The 22,231-nt window shown below is 27.4% G+C and carries 23 protein-coding genes and 1 tRNA gene; 11 read left to right on the top strand and 13 right to left on the bottom strand.

Going from position 1 to position 22,231, the window contains the following annotated elements; translation table 11 throughout:
* Positions 1-275 precede the first annotated feature (275 nt).
* From sufA to sufE, 6 genes are read left to right on the top strand one after another with little or no spacing between them, the layout of a single operon-like run.
* Positions 276-650: a Fe-S cluster assembly scaffold SufA gene (sufA, locus tag FD728_RS01520; RefSeq protein WP_159934111.1), complete on the top strand. Its 375-nt coding sequence runs from the start codon at positions 276-278 to the stop codon at positions 648-650.
* Positions 651-657: 7 nt separating this feature from the next.
* Positions 658-2,142, top strand: coding sequence for a Fe-S cluster assembly protein SufB (gene sufB, locus FD728_RS01515; RefSeq protein ID WP_159934109.1), 1,485 nt, complete (start codon positions 658-660; stop codon positions 2,140-2,142).
* Between the two features lie 39 nt (positions 2,143-2,181).
* Positions 2,182-2,928 carry a Fe-S cluster assembly ATPase SufC gene (gene sufC, locus FD728_RS01510; protein WP_159934107.1) on the top strand — a complete coding sequence of 249 codons (747 nt, stop codon included), beginning with the start codon at positions 2,182-2,184 and terminating at the stop codon, positions 2,926-2,928.
* Positions 2,903-4,174: a Fe-S cluster assembly protein SufD gene (gene sufD, locus FD728_RS01505; RefSeq protein ID WP_159934105.1), complete on the top strand. Its 1,272-nt coding sequence runs from the start codon at positions 2,903-2,905 to the stop codon at positions 4,172-4,174. The genes sufC and sufD overlap by 26 nt, the downstream gene beginning before the upstream one ends.
* A gap of 5 nt (positions 4,175-4,179) precedes the next feature.
* A complete protein-coding gene (sufS, locus tag FD728_RS01500; RefSeq protein WP_159934103.1) occupies positions 4,180-5,406 on the top strand; it encodes a cysteine desulfurase SufS in 1,227 nt (408 codons plus the stop codon).
* Between the two features lie 19 nt (positions 5,407-5,425).
* Positions 5,426-5,851: a cysteine desulfuration protein SufE gene (gene sufE / locus FD728_RS01495; RefSeq protein WP_159934101.1), complete on the top strand. Its 426-nt coding sequence runs from the start codon at positions 5,426-5,428 to the stop codon at positions 5,849-5,851.
* Positions 5,852-6,123: 272 nt separating this feature from the next.
* On the opposite strand, the gene FD728_RS01490 is transcribed toward sufE, so the two are convergent.
* From FD728_RS01490 to FD728_RS01480, 3 genes are all read right to left on the bottom strand, one after another.
* Positions 6,124-6,363 carry a major outer membrane lipoprotein gene (locus FD728_RS01490; protein WP_159934099.1) on the bottom strand — a complete coding sequence of 80 codons (240 nt, stop codon included), beginning with the start codon at positions 6,361-6,363 and terminating at the stop codon, positions 6,124-6,126.
* A 757-nt stretch (positions 6,364-7,120) separates the two neighbouring features.
* Positions 7,121-7,194: transfer RNA gene (locus FD728_RS01485), tRNA-Val, on the bottom strand.
* A gap of 197 nt (positions 7,195-7,391) precedes the next feature.
* Positions 7,392-8,765: an MATE family efflux transporter gene (locus tag FD728_RS01480; protein WP_159934474.1), complete on the bottom strand. Its 1,374-nt coding sequence runs from the start codon at positions 8,763-8,765 to the stop codon at positions 7,392-7,394.
* Between the two features lie 214 nt (positions 8,766-8,979).
* Between FD728_RS01480 and FD728_RS01475 the strand changes: the two genes are divergently transcribed.
* Positions 8,980-9,591 (top strand): riboflavin synthase subunit alpha, encoded by a 612-nt coding sequence (locus FD728_RS01475; protein ID WP_159934097.1) that lies wholly within the window; start codon positions 8,980-8,982, stop codon positions 9,589-9,591.
* Between the two features lie 130 nt (positions 9,592-9,721).
* Here FD728_RS01475 and FD728_RS01470 read toward each other — a convergent pair whose 3' ends face one another.
* Entirely contained in the window at positions 9,722-10,384 is a 663-nt protein-coding gene (locus FD728_RS01470; RefSeq protein ID WP_159934095.1) for a C40 family peptidase, read from the bottom strand.
* 345 nt (positions 10,385-10,729) lie between these two features.
* On the opposite strand from FD728_RS01470, the gene grxD reads away from it, so the two are divergent.
* Positions 10,730-11,062, top strand: coding sequence for a Grx4 family monothiol glutaredoxin (gene grxD / locus FD728_RS01465; protein ID WP_370516241.1), 333 nt, complete (start codon positions 10,730-10,732; stop codon positions 11,060-11,062).
* A 207-nt stretch (positions 11,063-11,269) separates the two neighbouring features.
* Here the strand turns inward: grxD and FD728_RS01460 are convergent, their stop codons facing one another.
* Positions 11,270-11,737, bottom strand: coding sequence for a hypothetical protein (locus FD728_RS01460; protein ID WP_159934093.1), 468 nt, complete (start codon positions 11,735-11,737; stop codon positions 11,270-11,272).
* 253 nt (positions 11,738-11,990) lie between these two features.
* On the opposite strand from FD728_RS01460, the gene pdxH reads away from it, so the two are divergent.
* Both pdxH and tyrS read left to right on the top strand, forming a co-directional pair.
* Positions 11,991-12,647 (top strand): pyridoxamine 5'-phosphate oxidase, encoded by a 657-nt coding sequence (pdxH, locus tag FD728_RS01455; RefSeq protein ID WP_159934091.1) that lies wholly within the window; start codon positions 11,991-11,993, stop codon positions 12,645-12,647.
* 148 nt (positions 12,648-12,795) lie between these two features.
* Complete coding sequence (gene tyrS / locus FD728_RS01450; protein ID WP_159934089.1) at positions 12,796-14,085, top strand: tyrosine--tRNA ligase; 1,290 nt, start codon at positions 12,796-12,798, stop codon at positions 14,083-14,085.
* A 97-nt stretch (positions 14,086-14,182) separates the two neighbouring features.
* Here the strand turns inward: tyrS and nth are convergent, their stop codons facing one another.
* The 8 genes from nth to ydgT all read right to left on the bottom strand — a co-directional run bounded on the left by nth (position 14,183) and on the right by ydgT (position 20,329).
* On the bottom strand, positions 14,183-14,824 hold the full coding sequence (gene nth / locus FD728_RS01445; protein WP_159934087.1) for an endonuclease III: 642 nt from the start codon (positions 14,822-14,824) through the stop codon (positions 14,183-14,185).
* A 59-nt stretch (positions 14,825-14,883) separates the two neighbouring features.
* Positions 14,884-15,519, bottom strand: a complete 636-nt coding sequence (locus FD728_RS01440) for an electron transport complex subunit E (protein ID WP_159934085.1) — start codon at positions 15,517-15,519, stop codon at positions 14,884-14,886.
* A gap of 5 nt (positions 15,520-15,524) precedes the next feature.
* Positions 15,525-16,151, bottom strand: a complete 627-nt coding sequence (gene rsxG, locus FD728_RS01435) for an electron transport complex subunit RsxG (protein WP_159934083.1) — start codon at positions 16,149-16,151, stop codon at positions 15,525-15,527.
* On the bottom strand, positions 16,148-17,179 hold the full coding sequence (gene rsxD, locus FD728_RS01430; RefSeq protein ID WP_159934081.1) for an electron transport complex subunit RsxD: 1,032 nt from the start codon (positions 17,177-17,179) through the stop codon (positions 16,148-16,150). The genes rsxG and rsxD overlap by 4 nt, the downstream gene beginning before the upstream one ends.
* Complete coding sequence (rsxC, locus tag FD728_RS01425; RefSeq protein ID WP_159934079.1) at positions 17,180-18,736, bottom strand: electron transport complex subunit RsxC; 1,557 nt, start codon at positions 18,734-18,736, stop codon at positions 17,180-17,182.
* A 15-nt stretch (positions 18,737-18,751) separates the two neighbouring features.
* Positions 18,752-19,306: an electron transport complex subunit RsxB gene (gene rsxB, locus FD728_RS01420; protein WP_159934077.1), complete on the bottom strand. Its 555-nt coding sequence runs from the start codon at positions 19,304-19,306 to the stop codon at positions 18,752-18,754.
* A complete protein-coding gene (rsxA, locus tag FD728_RS01415) occupies positions 19,306-19,887 on the bottom strand; it encodes an electron transport complex subunit RsxA (RefSeq protein ID WP_159934075.1) in 582 nt (193 codons plus the stop codon). The genes rsxB and rsxA overlap by 1 nt, the downstream gene beginning before the upstream one ends.
* Positions 19,888-20,113: 226 nt before the next feature.
* Positions 20,114-20,329, bottom strand: a complete 216-nt coding sequence (ydgT, locus tag FD728_RS01410) for a transcription modulator YdgT (RefSeq protein ID WP_159934073.1) — start codon at positions 20,327-20,329, stop codon at positions 20,114-20,116.
* Positions 20,330-20,797: 468 nt separating this feature from the next.
* Between ydgT and fumC the strand changes: the two genes are divergently transcribed.
* A complete protein-coding gene (gene fumC / locus FD728_RS01405) occupies positions 20,798-22,195 on the top strand; it encodes a class II fumarate hydratase (protein ID WP_159934071.1) in 1,398 nt (465 codons plus the stop codon).
* The last annotated feature ends 36 nt before the right edge of the window (positions 22,196-22,231 follow it).

Genomic DNA, 22,231 nt, shown 5'->3' with positions numbered 1-22,231 from the left:
TATATATATAATGTTATTTAAATGTTAATATTATTAATTTAATGAATAAATAAAATATTCAATTAATTTGAGTAAATTTATCATTAATTTTAAATACTTAATAGTTATTTTAAATAAAATAAGCATTTTATAAATTAATTCTATGAAATGCTTGTTTTACTTACATTAATGTTAATTCTTAATCAAAAATATTAATATTAATATTTTAAAGTAATATTTGATATTACTAGCACAAGTGTATTACCTAGCAATCTCCAAATCTATGAGGTAGTATTATGTCATCAGTTAATAATTGTATTGCTTTTTCCGATAACTTGCCTTGGAAAGGATTAACGTTAACGAAAGCAGCAGCAAAACATATTGTTGATTTAATTGATAAAAATCCTCAATATAAAGGTCTAAGACTCAGTATAAAAAAATCAGGTTGTGCTGGGTTTGGATATATTTTAAATTTAATAAAAAATCCCTCAGATAAAGATCTAGAATTTTCACAATTTGGAGCAAAGCTTTTTGTACCACTGCAAGCCATGCCTTTTATTGATGGTACTGAGCTAGATTATGTACGTGAAGGTTTAAACCAAATTTTAAGATTCAATAACCCTAAAGCTTATCACACTTGTGGATGTGGTGAAAGTTTTGGTATTGAGTAATTAAAATATGTCAAGAAATAGTAAAGCATCTAATGATAAAAAAATATGGAAAGATAAACTTAACTCTTATAAAGAAGGATTTTTTACTAATTTACAAACTGATGAATTAATACAAGGTATAAATGAAAATGTTATACATTTAATTTCTTCTAAACGTAATGAACCTAAATGGATGTTAGAATTTCGTCTTAAAAGTTTTCATTCTTGGTTAAAAATGAAAGAACCACATTGGTTAAAAGCGCATTATGATAAATTAAATTACCAGAGTTATAGTTATTATTCTGCTCCATTTTGTGAAAACCAGTATCCTCTTAAGGAGGATACTACACAGTTATATAATACAACATCAGAAAAATATCTAACTCAAGAAGTAGAACAAACTTTTAAACAACTTGGTATACCTGTACGTGAAGGAGCACAAGTAGCAGTCGATGCTATTTTTGACTCTGTTTCTGTTGCTACTACTTATAATAAAAAACTAGCTAAACAAGGCATTATTTTCTGTTCATTTAGTGAAGCTATTCAAAAATATGCAGACCTTGTAAAGAAGTATCTTGGTAGTGTTGTTCCATATCATGATAATTTTTTTGCAGCATTAAATTCGGCTGTAGCTTCTGATGGTACTTTTGTTTATATTCCAAAAGGAGTACGGTGTCCAATGGAATTATCTACTTATTTTCGTATCAATGCAGCTAAAACTGGTCAATTTGAACGTACTATTCTTATTGCTGATGAAGATAGTTATGTTAGCTATATAGAAGGATGTTCAGCACCTATTCGTGATTCTTATCAGTTACATGCTGCTGTAGTAGAAGTGATTCTTCATAAGAATGCTGAAGTCAAATATGCTACTGTGCAAAATTGGTTTCCAGGTAATAAAGGTGCTGGTGGTATTCTTAATTTTGTAACTAAACGTGCACTTTGTGAAGGTAAAAATAGTAAAATGTCTTGGACACAATCAGAAACTGGTTCAGCAATTACTTGGAAATATCCAAGTTGTATCTTACGTGGAGATTATTCTATTGGAGAATTTTATTCTGTTGCAGTAACTGGTGGTTGTCAGCAAGCAGATACTGGTACTAAAATGATTCATATCGGTAGTAATACTCGATCAACTATTATATCAAAAGGTATATCTACAGGTAAAAGTCAAAATACTTATCGTGGGTTAGTAAAAATTATGCAAAATGCTAGTCATTCTCGTAATTTTACTAGATGTGATTCAATGCTTATTGGTTCAAATTGCGGAGCACATACATTTCCTTATGTAGAAGTGTGTAATAACAGTGCTCAGATAGAGCATGAAGCTACGACATCGCGTATAGGTGAAGAACAACTTTTTTATTGTCTACAACGTGGTATTAGTGAAGAAGATGCAATATCTATGATCGTCAATGGATTCTGCAAAGATGTTTTTTCAGAATTGCCATTAGAATTCGCAGTGGAAGCACAAAAACTATTAGCGATTAGTCTTGAGCATAGTGTAGGTTAATCTCATAAGCATTGCTATAAGCGATGTGAAGGAAATAATATGTTAAGTATTAATAATTTACATGTTAGTGTTGATAATAAAAAGTTATTACACGGACTTAATCTTTATATTAAACCAGGTGAAGTACATGCCATTATGGGACCTAACGGATCAGGGAAAAGTACGTTGTCAGCTACATTAGCAGGACGAGACCATTATAAAATAACTAATGGTTCTGTAATTTTTAAAGGAAAAAATTTATTAGAATTAGAGCCAGAAGCAAGAGCAGGTGAAGGTCTTTTTATGGCATTTCAATATCCTGTTGAAATTCCTGGAGTTAGTAACCAAGTATTTTTACAAAATTCGGTTAACGCAATACGTAAATATCGTAATCAAGAAGAATTAGATCGTTTTGACTTTCAAGATTTTATAGAAACTAAGATTCAATTATTTAAAATGCCTAAAGATTTATTAATTCGTTTTGTGAATGTAGGATTTTCTGGTGGTGAAAAAAAACAAAACGATATACTACAAATGGCAGCATTAGAACCTAAACTTTGTATATTAGATGAAACTGATTCTGGTTTAGATATTGATGCATTAAGAATAGTTTCAGAAGGTATTAATAGTCTACGTGATAAAGAACGTGCTTTTATTATTATTACCCATTACCGAAGAATTCTAGATTATATAAAACCTGATTTTGTACATGTCCTATACAAAGGTAGAATCGTCAAATCAGGCGACTCTAGCTTAGTAAAACAGCTGGAGGAACAGGGTTATGGATGGCTTACTGACTCAGAATAATAAAATCTTACAACAGTGGTATCAATTATTTAAATCTTATGGTGTACGTTCTTTTCAATCAAAACAACATTGGAAGCAACTTATTAATCTTGGATTACCAACAAGTAAACATGAACAATGGAAATATACATCATTAGAAAATTTAATGTTACAGCAATTTACTCATCCAATCAAAAATCAAAAGGTTTCTGCAAAACAAGTTGCTGCACATGCCTTACCAATAGATGCAATTTGCTTAGTATTTATTGATGGAGTGTTTAACTCAGAACTCAGTAATTATAAAAATGAATTATTTATTATTCAACATCATTTTATAAATGATGATACTTTACTCCCTTCGCCAATACAGCCAGAAATATTTTTACATTTAACTGAAAGCTTAGCTACAGAAGTTACTTTTATTCGTCTACCTAGTAAAAAAAATGTATCTCGTCCATTATATTTATTACATTTAGCTAGCGGTCGGATAGGTACTTTAAATACTGTACATCATCGTCATCATTTTGAACTAGAAGAAGGCTCAAAAGCTAAAGTTATTGAACATTATGTTACACTTAATGGTATGCCACATTTTACTGGTTCACGTTTTACATTTAATGTAGCAGATAATGCTTGTTTAACTCATATTAAACTAACATGTGAACAAAATTATAGCTATCATTTTGCGCATAATGATATAGTTATTGGTTATAATGCTAATGTGAGTAGTAATAACTTTTTATTAGGGAATAATTTATTACGTCATAATACCAGTGTACAACTTAATGGTGAAAATACTAAATTATCATTAAATAGTTTAGTATTACCGAAGAATTCAGAAATATCAGATACACGTAGCTATTTAGAACATAATAAAGGATACTGTTTAAGTCGTCAGCTACATAAAACTATTGCTCGTGATAAAAGTTGTGCTGTATTCAATGGTCATATCAAAGTAGCACAACATGCCTTTAAAACTGATAGTAAAATGATTAATAATAATTTATTATTAGGTCGTTTAGCAGAAGTCAATACAAAGCCGCAATTGGAAATTTATGCTGATGATGTTAAATGTAGCCATGGAGCTACAGTAGGTTGTATTGACGATGAACAAATATTTTATTTGCGTTCCCGTGGTATTTCAAAAAATATTGCAATCAATATGATTATTCATGCTTTTGCAGATGAATTAATTGAATCTTTAGAAGATAAGATTCTTCGTCAAGTAGTATTACGATGTATTAATAATTGTTTTAATGGAGTTTAGCAATAATGACTTTTAATCTAACACGAGTCAGAGCAGAATTTCCTATTTTAAATCGTAAAATTAATGGATATCCCTTAGCTTACCTAGATAGTGCTGCTAGTTCTCAACGTCCCCTTAAAGTTATAACTGCAGAAAGTGATTTCTATCAATATGAGTATGCTGCTGTACACCGTGGTAATCATTATCTAAGTGCGCAAGCAACTACACGTATAGAAAATATCAGATCACAGGTATCTCATTTTATTAATGCATCTTTTCCAGAAGAAATTATTTTTGTTAAAGGTACTACAGAAGGTATTAATTTAGTCGCTAATAGTTGGGGAGGAAATTATTTAGAACCAGGAGATAATATTATTATTACTGAAATGGAACATCATTCTAATATTGTCCCATGGCAAATGATAGTAGATCGTACAGGTATAGAGATTCGCATTTTACCAATTAACAATCATGGTGAATTGATGATCGAATCTCTCAGTAAATTAATTGATAAACGTACACGTTTATTAGCTATTGCTCATATTTCTAATGTATTAGGTACTATTAATCCTATAAAAAAAATTGTTGCTAAAGCAAAAGAAGCTGGGGTATTAACGTTGGTAGATGGTGCTCAAGCAGTTATGCATCATAGTATTAATGTACAAGATCTTGATTGTGATTTTTATGTATTTTCTAGTCATAAAATGTATGGTCCAACCGGTGTTGGTATACTATATGGTCGTAAATCAATACTTGATACTATGCCTCCTTGGGAAGGAGGTGGAGCAATGCTCAAACAAATTAATCTACCAACCGGTACTACTTGGAATACTCTTCCATGGCGTTTTGAAGCAGGTACACCTAATATTGGTGGTATTATTGGTTTCGGTGCTGCTTTAGAATGGATTAATGAAATCGGTTTAGATATAATTAATAAACGTGAAACAACTTTGATGAATTACGCTTTAAATAAACTTTCTTCTATACCTGATTTAGTTATTTATGGTCCAATACAGCATCGTAGTGGAGTTATTGCTTTTAATTTAGGAAAACACCATGCATTTGATGTAAGCAGTTTTTTAGATCAATATGGTATTGCAATTCGTAATGGGCACCATTGCGCTATGCCTTTAATGCATCATTATGCTGTATCAGCAATGTGCCGAGCTTCTTTAGCTATATACAATAATGAAGAAGAAGTAGATCGATTAGTAATGGGTTTGAATCGTATTCATCATTTACTAGATAAATAAATATATTAGGATTTAATCGATGGTGAAATTACCAGATATAAAAAAAATATTGTATAATTTTAACCGTTGTTCTAATTGGGAAGAAAAATATCTTTATATTATTGAATTAGGTAAAAAATTACCAGAATACTCTAAAACATTATATCATAAAGAACATCTTGTATCTGGATGCCAAAGTCAAGTTTGGATTAGAATGATTCTTCAAACTAATGGATCAATTGAATTTGAGGGTGATAGCGATACAGCTATAGTTAAAGGATTAATTGCTTTAGTATTTATTTTATATAATGGATTAAATGTAAAGCAAATTATTGATTTAAATATCAATTATTTTTTTAATCAGTTAAAATTAACTCAATTTTTAACTCCTTCACGTACTCAAGGTTTAGAAGCAATGATTCGTACAATTCGTTATCATGCACAAAATATCCTCTTACATTATTAAAATTCAAGAAAATCTATATATTTAGTATTAAAAGCTTAATGATACTAATTGTTTTAATTATATCTTAAAATAATTTAAAATTTAATTTTTATTATGTTAATTAATATTTATATTATTATTATAATAAATTGTATTGAATATTTTGTATTTATTTTAAATTTCATTTAAAATATAATAATGTAGTATTAGATAGATAAAAGATTAGATCATTGTTAATGTTATTAACATAATATAAAAATAGCGCCATAGGCGCCATTTTTGGTATTAAAAAACTATTTACGATAAAGATGAGTTTGATTATCTAAGCGTTGATTAGCACGCGATGCATCATTTTTAGTCGACTGGAGTTCAGCACGCATTGCGCTTACATCGTTACTTAATTCATCAACCTTAGCGTGTAAAGTTTGAACATTTGAAGATAATTGATCTACAAGTTTAGCACTTTTTGAGCAACCGCTTAATAAAATTGAACTTATGATCATAGCACCTATTACGGATTTATTGAAATTCATTTTTCATATCCTCGAGATTAAGTTAATTCACATTTATATAACGTTACAAGTATTACATAAAATTTTTAAAATTAAGTATTATTTAAAAAAACATTGAATTTCTTTTTAATGCATAGTCAAAAAAAATAATTAAAAATTAAATATATTATTTAATTTAAAAATTAATATTTAACCATATTAACTTAATTATTTTTTTTAAAAAAATAATGATGATCTTTTAATAAATATTAAATAATCATCAAATTAATTACTAGATTGATAAATCTTAAAAACCTATTAAAAATAAAAATATTTAAAATTATTTATTGTATATTAGTAATACAATTATATGTATAATATGATATCTTATCTTATCTTATCTTATCTTATCTTATCTTATCTTATCTATATTTATCTTTAGAACATAGGATTGTAATAATTAATCATAACACATAATTAATAAATGATTGTTTAAATTGGATCTGAAAATTAATTTATATTAATAATAGTATAATTTTATTATATATAATAAAATATAATTATTACTTACTTAGTTTAAAAAAATTATCTTTTGATATAAATATTTAATAATTGAGATTCTTATCATTAAGACTAAAAACCCCTTACTTAAATAAATAAATAACAATAAGATAAAAATATCATCTTTACTTACATAATAAAAAAATACTACTTTAAAAAATATTTATATTACATTAATGGTAATTAACTAAAAATTAATGTATAGATAAAATTATATATAAACTTAAATATTTTAAAATGCGTTCTAATGGAATTGAACCATTGACCTCCACCATGTCAAGGTGGTGCTCTAGCCAACTGAGCTAAGAACGCTTTAAATATTAAAGCAAAAATTATATAAAATAAGTAATTAAAATAATAATAATTTTATATATAAAATATATCACTATGATATATAGTAACAACTATCATGAATAGTTGCAACAACATGGAAATAATTTATTTGCAAAGAATATATTAGGTTAAATTTATTTAATTTTTATCTAGCAATACATATTTTATTTAAAATCTTAATGTTGAGCATTTTCTAAAATTACTTTAGTTGGTAAATGTTGTAAATAGTAAATACGCCAAAGCATCATTGTCGCTGCTGCTGTTAATCCTACTATAAAACCAAACCAAAATCCTATAGGTCCCATTTGCGGAATTATCCAATTAGTAAGTGCTAGTATATAACCTATTGGAAAACCTAATAACCAATAAGCTATAAATGTAATATAAAAAGTAGTTCGAGTATCTTTATATCCTCTCAATATACCACTACCTATCACTTGAATAGAATCTGAAAATTGATAAATAGCTGATAATAGCATTAATTGTGCTGCTAATTTAATAACTTCGGGATTATTAGTATAAAGTGCAGCTATTTTATAACGAAAGTTAAATGTAAAAATAGCAATAATAGCTGCCATACTGATACCGATTATTTGAGCTGTCCATGCAGCAATACGTGCTTTTTCTGTTGAACATTGTCCTAAACGATAACCAACTCGAATAGTAGTAGCAACACTAAGAGAAAGTGGTAAAACAAACATTATAGAACTAAAATTAAGTGCTATTTGATGACCAGCTACTTTTACAATCCCTAAAGGAGAAACTAGTAAGGCGACTATAGTAAATAACATCACTTCAAAGAAAAAAGATAATGCTATTGGCAAACCTAATAAAAATAATTTTATTAAAATTATACGGGATGGTGGCGACCAATAAGTTGTCATACATATATATCGCATATATGGCATATTTCTAATCCAGAAACGTATCACAAAAAACATAAGCCAATATACTGAGGCTGTTGCTATACCACAACCTACTCCACCTAAAGGAGGTAGACCAAAATAACCGTAGATGAAGATATAATTAAGTAAAATATTTACTAAAAGTCCAAGAAAACTAAGTAACATTGCTGGTTTAGTTTGTGATAAACCATCACATTGGTTACGCGCTACTTGAAAAAACAAATATCCAGGTGTACCCCATAAAAGTGCATGCAAATAATTTTTCGATTTTAATGCTAATTGTAAATTAATATCATGAATATTATAAATAAGATAACCAGCATTCCATAATACTAACATAATAAATATAGCTACTCCAAAAGCTAGCCAATAACCCTGACGTACTTGTTCTGCAATATATTTATATTTACCTAACCCATTAAGCTGTGCAATAATTGGAGTTAAAGCAAATAATAAACCATGCCCAAATAAAATAATAGGAAGCCAAATAGAAGTACCTATAGCAACAGCAGCCATATCTATAGCACTAACTTGACCAGCCATAATAGTATCTACAAATCCCATTATAGTTTGAGCTACTTGAGCAAGAATAACAGGGATTGCCAGTACTACGAGTTGATGAGCTTCCTTTAAATACTTTTGCATTGAATGCCTATTAATTAACATATAAATTCCATGAAAGATATTTGCATAGAATTTATAAGTATTCTAGTAGTTAGTTTAAAGAAATATTAAATCTCATTATAATAATTTATTTAAGCTGAAAGTGTAAAATCTAATTTTTCATGAATTTTATATTTCATATAAATAGTTAGCATAAAATCCACAAACTGCTTTATTTAGGAGAAAAAGTAAAACTATGTTTACTGGAATTATACAGTGCATGGCAGAAATTATTGCAATTAAAGAAAAAAAGAATTTTCGCACTCATGTAATTCAATTACCTGAAGAATTGTTGCTAAATTTAAGACTAGGAGCTTCAGTAGCACATAACGGTTGTTGTTTAACTGTTACTGCAATTAAAAATAACTATATTAGTTTTGATTTAATGCAGGAAACATTAGAAATTACTAATTTAGGTGAATTAAAAGTTGGTGATATAGTTAATATTGAAAGAGCCGCAAAGCTTGGCGATGAAATAGGAGGTCATTTAATGACTGGGCATATTATTACCACTGCTCAAATTTATAAAATAATTACTTTAGAAAATAACTATAAAATATGGTTTGAATTATCTGACATAGAAAAAATTAAATTTATTTTTCATAAAAGTTTTATTGGAATTGATGGAATTAGTTTAACAGTAGGTAATGTTATCGAAAATCAGTTCTGTGTATATTTAGTTCCAGAAACACTAAAACGGACTACAATAGGGAAAAAGAATATCGGACATAAAGTAAATATTGAAATTGATTTATACATGCAAGCAATTGTCACAACTGTAGAACGTATATTATCTCCTAATGAATAAAAGTTTAATACTTTTAATTAGAAATAAGTTTTTTTCGAAATAAAAAAATAAACATGAAAATTATATAATTATGATTTCAAATCATTTGAATAAATTAACTACATGAACTCTATGTAAAAATAAAATAAAATTAACGCACTGTCTTGATAGTTATCATGCGACGAGCACCAATGTAATGTTTTTGCCAATAATTATTGTTTAATATATTAATTCTAATATCTTTGCCTGTTCTTGGTGATTGTATAAATTTTCCATGACCTAAGTATACTCCAACATGATCTGCTGCTCTATAAGTTTTTATTCGAAAAAAAACCAAATCACCTTTTTGTAGTAAATTACGTTTTATTGGTGTAGCATTATGTATGTGATACATGGCATTAGCAGTACGAGGAAATTTATATTTTACTAAATCTTTATAAACATACCATATAAGGCCGCTACAATCAAACCCTGTATTTGGAGAATTACCTCCCCATTGGTATGGTTTTCCAAGTTGTTGCATTAATTTATTCAGTATAATTTTACGTACTTTTTGATATCGTCGGTAATGTGAATTATTGATTTTTTTAATGTGTATTTTCTTTTGTTTTTTTAGTTTGATCTTATTAAGATTTAATAGATAGTATTTTTTTATTCTATTTTTAATAAATTGATGTTTATGGTGTTGATATTGATGAATATTTTTTTTAGCAGTTTTATTTAGACTAACATTAATTAGTTTTGTTGAAGAAGCTGTAGTTATATTAAAAAATAATTGAGTTAATAATATAAAAAATATAATAAATAAACGCATCATATCAGTAAATTAAGAATTAAGAATTAAGAATTAAGAATTAAACTATACTTAGTGTTAAAAAATTTTATTATAGCATAATATATTTTTATAAAAAAATAGTTTTTAAAATTTTTAAAAACTTTTTCTATCTAATTTAATGATATTGAGTTAATTTCATATATCAAAAATATTTAATAGTTATTATCTTTTTAAGGTTATAAACATATATTATATTTTTTATATAAAATAAGTAAAATAGTATTAGAAAAATATTCTTAATATTAAGAATTATAAACAAAAAAATAAAAATTAATAAAAATATTAATAATTATTTAATTAAAAAAATAAGGATATATTAATATAATGAGTGTTATTGAGAACATTGAACGTCAAATAGCTGAGAATCCTATTCTTTTATACATGAAGGGTTCGCCAAATTTACCAAGTTGTGGTTTTTCTGCAAAAGCCGCAAAAGCTATTTCTGCTTGTGGTGAACATTTTTCTTATATAGATATTTTACAATATCCTGATATCCGAGCTACTTTACCAAAGTATGCTAATTGGCCTACATTTCCACAACTATGGATTGATGGTCAATTAGTAGGTGGTTGTGATATTATTCTAGAAATGTTTTATGAAGGTGAATTACAGCTATTAATTAAACAAACAGCTCAAAAATATAAAACATTAAAATAATTATAAATATATATAAATAAAACTCATGGTATTATATATATTATATATTATTAGTGTTAATGATATAATCTCATACTATATATTATCTTTTTTATACTTAATATTTATATTTAAAATATATAAATACTACGTTAATTACGATGATCATATTGATTTAAGTATTATTAATAATAATAAAAAGGTTTATGACTTAACTTATAATTGATTTTAACGTGGCGATATAGTCACTTGTTTTCCATATGATACAATCATAACACGCTGACCGACTGAATAACGAGTAGTATTTTGTTTCTGTACTACGACTATAGTATGGCCATTATCTTGATGAATTTCTAACTCTACTCCATTAGATTGATTAATAGTATCTTGTATGCCCTTTCCAGCTACTCCTCCTAATACTATACCACCGGCAGTTGCTAAATTACGACCAGTACCCCCTCCTATAGTATTACCTAGGAAACCACCAACTATAGCACCACTGATTGTTCCAATGATTTCATTATTATTTTTATCTTGAATTTTAATAGGACGGATCGATATTAAAGTTCCATAGGAAACATTTTGTATTTTTTTAGTTTCTCTAGCACTATAAACATCTCCAGATGTATTATCATTATTAGCACAACTGGATAACATTAAACTAAGAAATATTAATATTAGAAATCTATTAATCATAAAAATATCCTTCATAACAAAATATACTATTATTAAATTTTGTTTTATAAAAAATATAAAAAATATTTCTATAATAAAATATTAGCAATAATTTACTATAAATCCAAGTGACATACTAAATAAGATAGGATAATTAATGATATTTTTACTAGCTAGAATTTTACTTAATTAAACATTAAATATTTAAAGAGTATATTATAAAATAAAGTATAAATACTTAAAAGATTTTTAAATAATTAATTTGAGAATTAATATGAGTAACTGTAATAAATTACAAGACATTGCCTATCTAAGACGTGAATACACTCGTGGTGGATTAAGCAGTAAAGATTTACCTAGTAATCCCTTAGTTTTATTTAATACATGGTTGCAGCAAGCTTGTGCAGCACAATTACCAGATCCTACTGCAATGACAGTAGCAACAGTTAATAACAATGGTCAACCATATCAGAGAACTGTACTTTTAAAACAATATGATGAAAATGGTATGGTATTTTATACTAATCTTGGTAGTCGTAAATCTTTACAATTATTAAATAATCCAAAAGTTTCATTACATTTTTTTTGGCATTTATTAGAACGTCAAGTTATGTTGCTTGGTAAAGTAGAAAAGTTATCTTCACTAGAAGTATTAAAATATTTTCATAGTCGTCCATATGAAAGCCAAGTTGGTGCATGGGTATCAAAGCAGTCAACTAATATCCCTACACGTAAAATTTTAGAAAAAAGATTTTTTGAATTCAAAAAAAAATTTCAACCTGGTAAAGTACCTTTACCAGATTTTTGGGGTGGATTTCGTGTTAAATATTACACTATAGAATTTTGGCAAGGTGGAGAATATCGATTACATGATCGTTTTATCTATCAGATTAAAAATAATAATTGGATGATTAATAGATTATCTCCATAAAATATAATTATTATATAACCATTATCATATGAGACTCATGTTATGAGTTTCATATGATTTTTATAAAATATGTAATTTATGAGTTTTATTATAGAGATATATTATTAGATTATTTTCAATAATAGCTTTTATAAACGTGGAGTCATTAATGTCTATTGGTAGTAACTTGATACTAACATTAAAAGAAAGAGGGTTAATATCCTCTCATCATTTAACGGATGAAAAAGGTTTAGCAGAACGACTTTTAAAGTCACCAATTACACTTTATTGTGGTTTTGATCCTACTGCTGATAGCTTACATTTAGGCCATTTGATTCCATTAATTTGTCTCAAGTGGTTTCAAAATGCTGGACATAAACCTATCATATTAATAGGAGGAGCTACTGGTCTCATTGGTGATCCTAGTTTTAAAGCAGTGGAACGTAAGCTTAATAGTAAGGAAATCGTTAATAAGTGGATAAAGAAAATTTCTCATCAAATTTTAAATTTTCTTAGTTTTAACTGTGGTACTAATAGTGCTATTATTGTTAATAATTACGATTGGTTTAGTAATATAAATATACTTACTTTTCTACGTGATATTGGTAAACATTTCTCGATTAATCAAATGATTAATCGAGAATCGGTTAAGCAACGTTTAAATAGAGAGGATCAAGGTATTTCTTTTACTGAATTCTCTTATAATCTTCTACAAAGTTATGATTTTGCCGAATTAAATAAACGTTATAACGTTATTTTACAAATTGGTGGAACTGATCAATGGGGTAATATTATATCAGGCATCGATTTAACAAGGCGTCTATATAAACAACCTACTTGGGGATTAACCTTACCCTTAATAACAAAATCTGATGGTACTAAGTTTGGAAAAAGTGAAAGTAATACTATTTGGTTAGATGTAAATAAAACTAGCTTTTATAAATTTTATCAATTTTGGATTAATACTGCAGATTCAGATGTATATCGTTTTCTTAAGTTCTTTACTTTTATGAGTCTTGAAGAGATAAAAATCTTAGAAGAAGAAGATAAAAATAGTAATAAAACACCACGTGCACAACACATTTTAGCTGAACATGTTACACGTATTGTACATGGAGAATACGGCTTTATTATAGCAAAACGTATTACAGATAGTCTATTTTCGGAGAAAATTGATGTTCTGACTCAAATTGAACTACAAGAATTAGCACAAGATGGAATGCCTACTATTACTCTAATCCCAGGAGATGATTTGCAGAAAGCCTTAGTACTTTCAAAAATGGTATTATCACGTAGTCAAGCACGTAAAATGATTGCTTCTAATGCGGTATCAATCAATGGTAAAAAAAATACTAATCCAAAATATTGTTTTACTGAAAAAGATAAACTCTTTAATCGTTTTACTATATTTCGTTTAGGTAAAAAACAATATTGTTTAATTAATTGGAATAATGGTTAATACTAACTTAGTATATAATGGCTTTTTATAAAAAGCATGTATATTATTTTTTTAAGTTATTATCTATTCATAGAGTAAAATAATGTTTTATTAAATATTAATGGCATAAAATTTTTATTTTTGACTTAAATTCACAAATATCTTTTATTGAGCAATAATAACACCGTGGGTTACGTGCTTTACAAGTATTTTGCCCATGTGAAATTAACCAACGGTGACAATTTATTTTAAATTCTGAAGGAACTACTTTTAGTAATTTTTTTTCTACTGTGATTACATTTTTTCCTGTAGCAAATCCAGTACGATTGCTTACACGGAAAACATGGGTATCAACTGCAATAGTTGGCCAACCAAAAGCTACATTAAGTACTACATTAGCAGTTTTACGTCCAACTCCTGGTAAATTTTCTAGCGCATTACGATTTTCTGGTACTTGACCTCCATACTCATTAAGTAAAATATGGCATATATTAATAATATTACTTGCTTTTTTATTAAAAAGTCCAATAGTTTTAATATACTCTTTTAAAGTATCTAACCCTAATTCTAGTATTGTATTAGGAGTATTAGCTATTGAATAAAGTTTATCTGTTGCTTTCTTAACATTCAGATCAGTACTTTGAGAAGATAATAATACTGCTATTAATAATTCGAATGATGAACTGAAATGAAGTTCATCATTCATAGGATGATTATCGCGTAGCCGAATAAGAATTTGCTGACGTTTACTTTTATTCACATTCATCTATTCCTATATTTAATTATTAATTTAAAATAAAAATATAATTTATAATGAGATTATTTTTTTAGTGAAATAAAATAATTAATAATCATTAATAACATTCCTATAGTGATAAATGCACCAGGAGGTAGTACAGCTAATAACATAGGTGAATGGAAATGTATAATCTCAATACGCAAATGATTAGCCCAAGATCCGAATAACTGATCTGCTCCATTAAAAAGTGTTCCATTACCAATAAATTCACGAAGTGAACCAAGCATAATCATTGCACAAGTAGCCCCTAAACCAACAGCAAAACCATCTACTGCAGAAAGTAAAATATTATTTTTTGAGGCTATAGCTTCTGCACGACCTAGCATGATACAATTAGTAACTATTAATGGAATAAAAATACCAAGAGATGTATATAAATTGTATGCGTAGGCTTTTATTAACATTTGTATACATGTTACAATAGAAGATATAATCATGATATAAATAGGAATACGGATTTCAGTTGGTATCCAATAGCGTGATGCAGCAATACTAATATTAGTAATAGTTAATACTAACATAGTAATTAATCCAAGTCCGCAAGCATTTGTAGCATTAGAAGTAACTGCTAATAATGGGCATAAACCAAGTAATTGTACTAGTGCAGTATTTTTTTTCCATAAACCTTCTAATAGTAATTTTTTATTTTCATTCATTGCTTTTATTTACATGTAGATAACAAAGAAAAATCAGTCATCGCTAGACTTTTAATAAATAATGCAGTACGTTTAATTGCATTAACTACAGCACGAGGTGTAATAGTTGCTCCTGTAAATTGATCAAATTTACCTCCATCTTTTTTTATAGCAAAATCATTATCATTAATCCCATGTACAATTTTATTTTTAAAATTATTAATCCAATTTGAGATAGATAATTGAATTTTGTCGCCAAGTCCAGGAGTTTCATGATGTTCAATTACACGTACTCCAAATACTTGACCTTGAAAATCAGTGCTTATGAGCATATGAATAGTACCAGAATAACCATCAGGAGTACTAGATTCAATCACAGCTGCTATTGGTATATTATCTTTACGTGCTAAATAAAAACGATGAGGTATATCATTACCAAATACAGATCTATTCTTCAATAAATAACATTCTTGAATAAGATTATTATCGTATAAATTATTTGGTATTATTTCATCGAAAATTTTTTTTTGTTCTAATGTATTTTGTTGATTTATTATAGGTTTAGTAATATAATAAATTATAGCTGTTATACTTGAAGTTATTATTGCAAATATACATAATATTAAAGTATTTTTATATATTTTTTTAATCATTCATTTCTATCTTTATGATAGCCGTAAATACGTGGCTGTGTATAGTAATCTATTAACGGTACACAAATATTTGCTAATAAAACAGCAAATGCTAATCCATCAGGATAACCTCCAAAACTACGTATAATCCAAACTAGAATCCCGATAAAAGCACCATAAATTAAACGTCCATAGTTTGTTATTGAAGCTGTAACAGGATCGGTTGCAATAAAAAAAGCTCCTAACATAGTTGCCCCTGAAAAAAGATGAACTAGTGGAGAATTAAATTTTTCTGGTATAAATAACCAACTAATAGAATAGCAAATGCTTAATGAAGCTAAAATGCTAAGAGGAATATGCCAACGAATGACTTTTTTTATAATCAGTAAAATTCCACTTATTAAATACGCCAAGTTTATAAAATACCAAGCTAAGCCATATAGTTCACTTTTATATGAAAATGAATATATCTTCTTGTTTTTAAGATAATTTAATGGTGTAGCTTGACTAATAGCATCTACACTATATTTATTTATAGTATTTGTATCGGTATTGAATATCATATTTAATGAATCTATAGCATTCATATTTATAATATTTAATTCACTATTAGATGGTAGCCAGTTTGTCATTTGTATAGGAAAAGATATCAGAAGAACTACATAACCTATCATTGCCGGATTAAATAAATTATGTCCTAATCCTCCATATATTTGTTTAGCAATAATAATAGCAAATATAGTACCTATTACTATTAACCACCATGGAGCTATTGATGGTATACTAATAGCAAGTAAAACCGCAGTAAGTAAAGCTGAATTATCTATCAAACTTGAAAAAAATGTCTTTTGACGTAAACATGAAATCATTCCTTCTGTTATTAATGCTGTAAAAATAGCTAAAAAGATTTGAATTAAAACTCCAATACCAAAAAAATATGATTGTATAATTATACCTGGTATGGTCGCTAATACTACTAATAACATAATATTACTAGTATTTCTTCGACAATTATGTATATAAGGAGAACTTGTACAAGGAAGGAACATTTATTTTTTAGTTATTAAAAACTTTTTATGTTGTGCTTGATATATTTTAGCTCTACTCAATGCATCTGCTAAAATGGTTTTACATGTTTCATGAGAATTCGAAGTATTCATAATAGTGTTTTTTGCTTCATATGCTTTTTTTTCTTGTTGTAATCGGAATTTATGTATTTCAAAACGCGCTTTAGCTTCAGAAATACGTTTGGCTTCTATATCAATAGCACGTAATTTAGCTTTTTCTTGACGAAAATACTTTACTAAAGGAATATGACTAGGACATATATAAGCACAAATACCGCATTCAATACAGCTATGGATATTATAAACACGAGATTTATCATGTTCATAGTTTTTACTATACCAATATAGCTGTTGTGGTAATAAATTTACCGGACAGTATTCGGAACAAATACTACAGCGTATACAAGGTTGTTCTTTATTTTGATTGTCTATTTCATTAGTTGATAGTACTAAAATACAATTAGTGCTTTTGATAATAGGTACTTCAAGTGATGATAATGTAAATCCTGTTAAAGGACCGCCCATTATAACCATATTAAATTCATTTAAAGTAAAACCTACATGATTCAATAAATGACTAACTGGTGTACCAAGACGAGCCCAAACATTACATGGCTTACTAATAGCTGTTCCAGTTACAGTAATAATACGTTCTGTCATAGGTTCACCATTAATAATAGCACGTTTTACTGCCCAAACAGTACTCACATTTTGAATTAAAATTCCAAGATCAGTAGCTCGACCTTTATCTGGTACTTCTAAACCAGTAATTATTTTTACTAATTGTTTTGCTTCTCCTGACGGATATTTAGTCGGTATAATACGAATATGTAATTCATGGTGATTATATAAAGCTTGTTTTAAAGCCTTAATTGCTAGTAATTTATTATCTTCTATAGCAATTATTACTTGTTTAGTTTGCAATATCCATGAAAAAATATGACAACCTTCTACTACTTCATTAGCATATTCTTGAAGTAATCGATCATCAGCTGTTATATACGGTTCACATTCAACAGCATTGATAATTAAAGTTTTAACTTTTTTATATAATAAAACATTATGTAGCTTAGTAGCTGTAGGAAAACCTGCTCCACCAAGTCCAGCAATGCCAGCTTCATGAATAAGTTTAATTATATTTTCACGGGGTAATTTACGATAGTTATTTGATTTTACACGTTTAATCCAACAGTCTTTACCGTCTGGGAGTAAAAAAATACATTTTTCAGATAAACCGGAAGGATGGGCTGCTATATGTGGTTCAATTGATTCAATTATTCCAGAAGTAGGGGCATGTACTGGTAAAATATTACCAGTACCACATGTTAGCGGTTGTCCACGAAATACTTTTTCTCCTGGTAAAACACAAATATCACCTTCACCACCAATATGCTGTTTTAACATAATCATCAATCGTTTAGGCAAAGTAATTTGATTGAGTCTAGTATTATTTGATTGTATTTTCATTTCAGGTAAGTTAATACTTTTCCTAAAATTATATAATTTCTTTTTACGTAATAACTTTGAGAATATTGACATATTTTTTTATATTACTTATATAGATTTAAAAATCCAATTCCAATTATCAATATTATTAGCAACCTGATGTTTTTCTATGCAATTAGTAGGACATTTAATAATACATAGATCACACCCGGTACATATTTCACTCAGTACAGTATGTGTAATATGTTTAGCTCCTATGATTGCATCAACTGGACATACTTGACTACATTTTGCACACCCTATACAATTAATTTCATTAATCCAAGCTATAGTCCTTACTGGATTTAATATTTCTATATTATTATTAATATTTAGCAATGGTTTTATTTCAATATGAAGCATCGTTGCTAATTTTAAGATAGTCTCTTTCCCACCAGGTGTACACTTATTAATTATTTCTTTATTATTAATTATTGCTTCCGCATATAAGCGACAACCTGGATAGCCACATTGACCACATTGAGTTTGTGGTAGAATTGAATCAATTTGCTCTATTATAGGATCTTGTTGCACTGTAAAATAAATTGAAGCATAACTAAGAAGAATTCCACATATTAAGCTAAGTATTGTAAATATAACGACAGAAATAAACATTAAATTCATTAGAATTTTACCAAATCAGTAAAACCCATAAAAGCCAATGCCATCAAACCTGCTGTAATTAAATTAATAGAATTTCCTTTAAATGGAGCTGGAATATCAGCAAGTATTAAACGTTCTCGCATACTAGCAAATAATATGATAACCAAAAAAAAGCCAATTGATGAACTAAAAGCATATATGGTACTTTGTAAAAATGTATAATTCATATTAACACTCATAAGAGGAACACCTAAAACTATACAATTAGTAGTAATCAATGGCAAAAAAATACCGAGTAAACGATAGAGTATAGGGCTTGTTTTATGTAGCATCATTTCAGTAAATTGAACTACAACTGCAATCACTAACATATATACCATATTTTGTAAATACACTAAATTAAGAGGTAATAAAATTAAATGATTAATGATCCAAGCACAAATTGAAGTAAAAGTAATGACGAAAGTAGTAGCAATACCCATGCCAATAGATGTTTCTATTTTTCTAGAGATACCTATAAAAGGACAAAGACCAAGGAATTTTATTAATATAAAATTATTAATTAATGCTGAATTAACAAATAAAAGTAAATAATTAGTCATTTTAATATCTATTGAACTATTTAATCTTTAAGAGTCTCTTAATATTAAGAATATATTAAATATTAATTTAGTATTTTTTAATATAGATAATACTATCTCATTTAAGAAGACTTATTAATATATTCATTTAATATTTATTAATGTTTTAATTTAGCATAAATATAATATTATATGTATATAATATTATAAATACATATATAAAACTATTGCTAGGATATCACATATATTAAACTACATAAGTCCATATAGATTTTGGTATAAATCTTAATTCATAAAGACAACCACCAGATACTAATTCAGCACGACGATGATCAGCAGCACGATACATATTAATAATATCATTATCATCAGTTAGTGAAAAATCGAAATGGTCATAAAGTTTTTCTAAACTTTTAATATTTTTCACTTTACGAAATTTCAATAAAAAATCTAAAGTTGTCATTAGTGATTGCCATTTATTCTCTAATATCTACATTTAATATAATTTTAAAAAAATAAATGTCTGTCTTATTTAAAATATAATAATTAAACTAAAATAGTTTAGATTTCTAATATTCTAAATTAAATATTTATTTTTATTAGATATTCATAAAAAATAAAAATTTATATAAAATAAAGTATAGACTAAATTTTATAATTAAGTTGTAGCATAATTTTTTATTTAAATAACTATAAACTTATAGTAAATAATAAATACACATTAAATATTAACCATTTTTAATATTTTCATATTAATACATTTAATATTATATGGTAGATGTTATCTAATAAGGTAAATTGAGATTTTACTAAATACATTAATTGTTATTTACAAATAGCTAAATATTTTAAATTTATATATAATTAATTTTTAAATTTAAAATTATGAAATAATTTAGATCTAAAATTTTCATAAAGATTAGAGAAAGTTATGGTAATTACTAGAGTTGAAAAAGATTCAATGGGTCTAATTGAAGTTTCAGAGAACAAATTATGGGGAGCTCAAACGCAACGTTCTCTTAAATATTTTAAAATATCTACAGAAAAGATACCTATCTCTTTGATACATGCTTTAGCTCTTACTAAAAGAGCAGCTACAGAAGTTAATTATAAGCTTGGTTTGCTTCCTGAAACGATTGCTAATGCTATAATTAAAGCTACAGATGAAATATTAAGTAATCAACATAACGAACAATTCCCTTTGTTAATTTGGCAAACAGGTTCTGGTACTCAAACCAATATGAATCTAAACGAAGTATTAGCTAATCGAGCAAGTGAAATTTTAGGCGGTAAACGCGGTATATCTCGTTTAGTACATCCCAATGATGATGTTAATAAAAGTCAAAGTTCTAATGATATTTTTGCTACTGCCATGCATGTAGCTGGATTTATTGCAATTCAAGAGCAATTACTTCCCAAAGTTAACGAATTAAAAAATATACTGAATAAAAAATCTATAATGTTTAAAGATATTATTAAAATTGGTCGTACTCACTTACAGGATGCTATTCCATTAACGCTTGGACAAGAAATTTCAGGTTGGGTAACTATGCTTGAAAATAATTTCAAACATATTAAAAATAGTACCATTCATTTAACAGAATTAGCTATTGGTGGAACTGCAGTTGGCACTGGTTTGAACACCCATCCTAAATATGCAGTACTTGTAGCTAAAAAAATAGCTGAATTAACTAATCATCCATTTATTACAGCACCAAATAAATTTGAATCACTAGCAACTTGTGATGCATTAGTGCATGCACATGGGGCATTAAAAGGACTAGCTGTATCATTAATGAAAATTGCTAATGACGTACGTTGGTTAGCATCTGGACCAAGATGTGGTATAGGAGAAATTTTTATTCCTTCAAATGAACCGGGTAGCTCTATCATGCCAGGTAAAGTAAATCCAACGCAATGTGAAGCTTTAACTATGCTATGTTGTCAGGTTATGGGTAATGATGTGTCTATTAATATTGGCGGAGCATCGGGTAATTTTGAATTAAATGTTTTTCGACCTATGATAATTTATAATTTTTTACAATCGGTTCGCTTGTTAGCAGATGGAATAAATAGTTTTAATGTTTATTGTGCAGTAGGCATTTTACCTAATCTTAAGCGTATTCACTATTTATTAAATGAATCATTAATGTTAATAACTTCACTAAATAACCACATTGGTTATGATAAAGCAGCTGAAATAGCCAAGAAAGCTTATAAAGAAGATTTAACTTTAAAAGATGCAGCATTAAAATTAGGATACCTTACGGAAGAACAATTTAATAATTGGATAAATCCAAAAAACATGATATATAATTCAAATATATAGTCTTAATTTTAATTAAATCTATTGCATTTCATAAAT

The organism is Pantoea sp. Aalb (genome assembly GCF_009829985.1).
Lineage (GTDB): Bacteria > Pseudomonadota > Gammaproteobacteria > Enterobacterales > Enterobacteriaceae > SZZU01.
The sequence above is the reverse complement of the archived record's forward strand: the minus strand, read 5'-3'. Positions and strand labels throughout refer to the sequence as shown.

Bases quoted from the DNA above. Each gene is read 5' to 3' on its own strand.
- FD728_RS01440 (WP_159934085.1), bottom strand. From the start codon at position 15,519: ATGAATGAAAATAAAAAATTACTATTAGAAGGTTTATGGAAAAAAAAT.
- sufB (WP_159934109.1), top strand. From the start codon at position 658: ATGTCAAGAAATAGTAAAGCATCTAATGATAAAAAAATATGGAAAGAT.
- grxD (WP_370516241.1), top strand. From the start codon at position 10,730: ATGAGTGTTATTGAGAACATTGAACGTCAAATAGCTGAGAATCCTATT.
- ydgT (WP_159934073.1), bottom strand. From the start codon at position 20,329: ATGACAACTTTAGATTTTTTATTGAAATTTCGTAAAGTGAAAAATATT.
- pdxH (WP_159934091.1), top strand. From the start codon at position 11,991: ATGAGTAACTGTAATAAATTACAAGACATTGCCTATCTAAGACGTGAA.
- fumC (WP_159934071.1), top strand. From the start codon at position 20,798: ATGGTAATTACTAGAGTTGAAAAAGATTCAATGGGTCTAATTGAAGTT.
- FD728_RS01470 (WP_159934095.1), bottom strand. From the start codon at position 10,384: ATGCGTTTATTTATTATATTTTTTATATTATTAACTCAATTATTTTTT.
- sufD (WP_159934105.1), top strand. From the start codon at position 2,903: ATGGATGGCTTACTGACTCAGAATAATAAAATCTTACAACAGTGGTAT.
- FD728_RS01460 (WP_159934093.1), bottom strand. From the start codon at position 11,737: ATGATTAATAGATTTCTAATATTAATATTTCTTAGTTTAATGTTATCC.
- FD728_RS01475 (WP_159934097.1), top strand. From the start codon at position 8,980: ATGTTTACTGGAATTATACAGTGCATGGCAGAAATTATTGCAATTAAA.
- sufS (WP_159934103.1), top strand. From the start codon at position 4,180: ATGACTTTTAATCTAACACGAGTCAGAGCAGAATTTCCTATTTTAAAT.
- tyrS (WP_159934089.1), top strand. From the start codon at position 12,796: ATGTCTATTGGTAGTAACTTGATACTAACATTAAAAGAAAGAGGGTTA.
- rsxB (WP_159934077.1), bottom strand. From the start codon at position 19,306: ATGAATTTAATGTTTATTTCTGTCGTTATATTTACAATACTTAGCTTA.
- FD728_RS01490 (WP_159934099.1), bottom strand. From the start codon at position 6,363: ATGAATTTCAATAAATCCGTAATAGGTGCTATGATCATAAGTTCAATT.
- rsxA (WP_159934075.1), bottom strand. From the start codon at position 19,887: ATGACTAATTATTTACTTTTATTTGTTAATTCAGCATTAATTAATAAT.
- sufA (WP_159934111.1), top strand. From the start codon at position 276: ATGTCATCAGTTAATAATTGTATTGCTTTTTCCGATAACTTGCCTTGG.
- FD728_RS01480 (WP_159934474.1), bottom strand. From the start codon at position 8,765: ATGCAAAAGTATTTAAAGGAAGCTCATCAACTCGTAGTACTGGCAATC.
- sufE (WP_159934101.1), top strand. From the start codon at position 5,426: ATGGTGAAATTACCAGATATAAAAAAAATATTGTATAATTTTAACCGT.
- sufC (WP_159934107.1), top strand. From the start codon at position 2,182: ATGTTAAGTATTAATAATTTACATGTTAGTGTTGATAATAAAAAGTTA.
- rsxD (WP_159934081.1), bottom strand. From the start codon at position 17,179: ATGTTCCTTCCTTGTACAAGTTCTCCTTATATACATAATTGTCGAAGA.
- rsxG (WP_159934083.1), bottom strand. From the start codon at position 16,151: ATGATTAAAAAAATATATAAAAATACTTTAATATTATGTATATTTGCA.
- rsxC (WP_159934079.1), bottom strand. From the start codon at position 18,736: ATGTCAATATTCTCAAAGTTATTACGTAAAAAGAAATTATATAATTTT.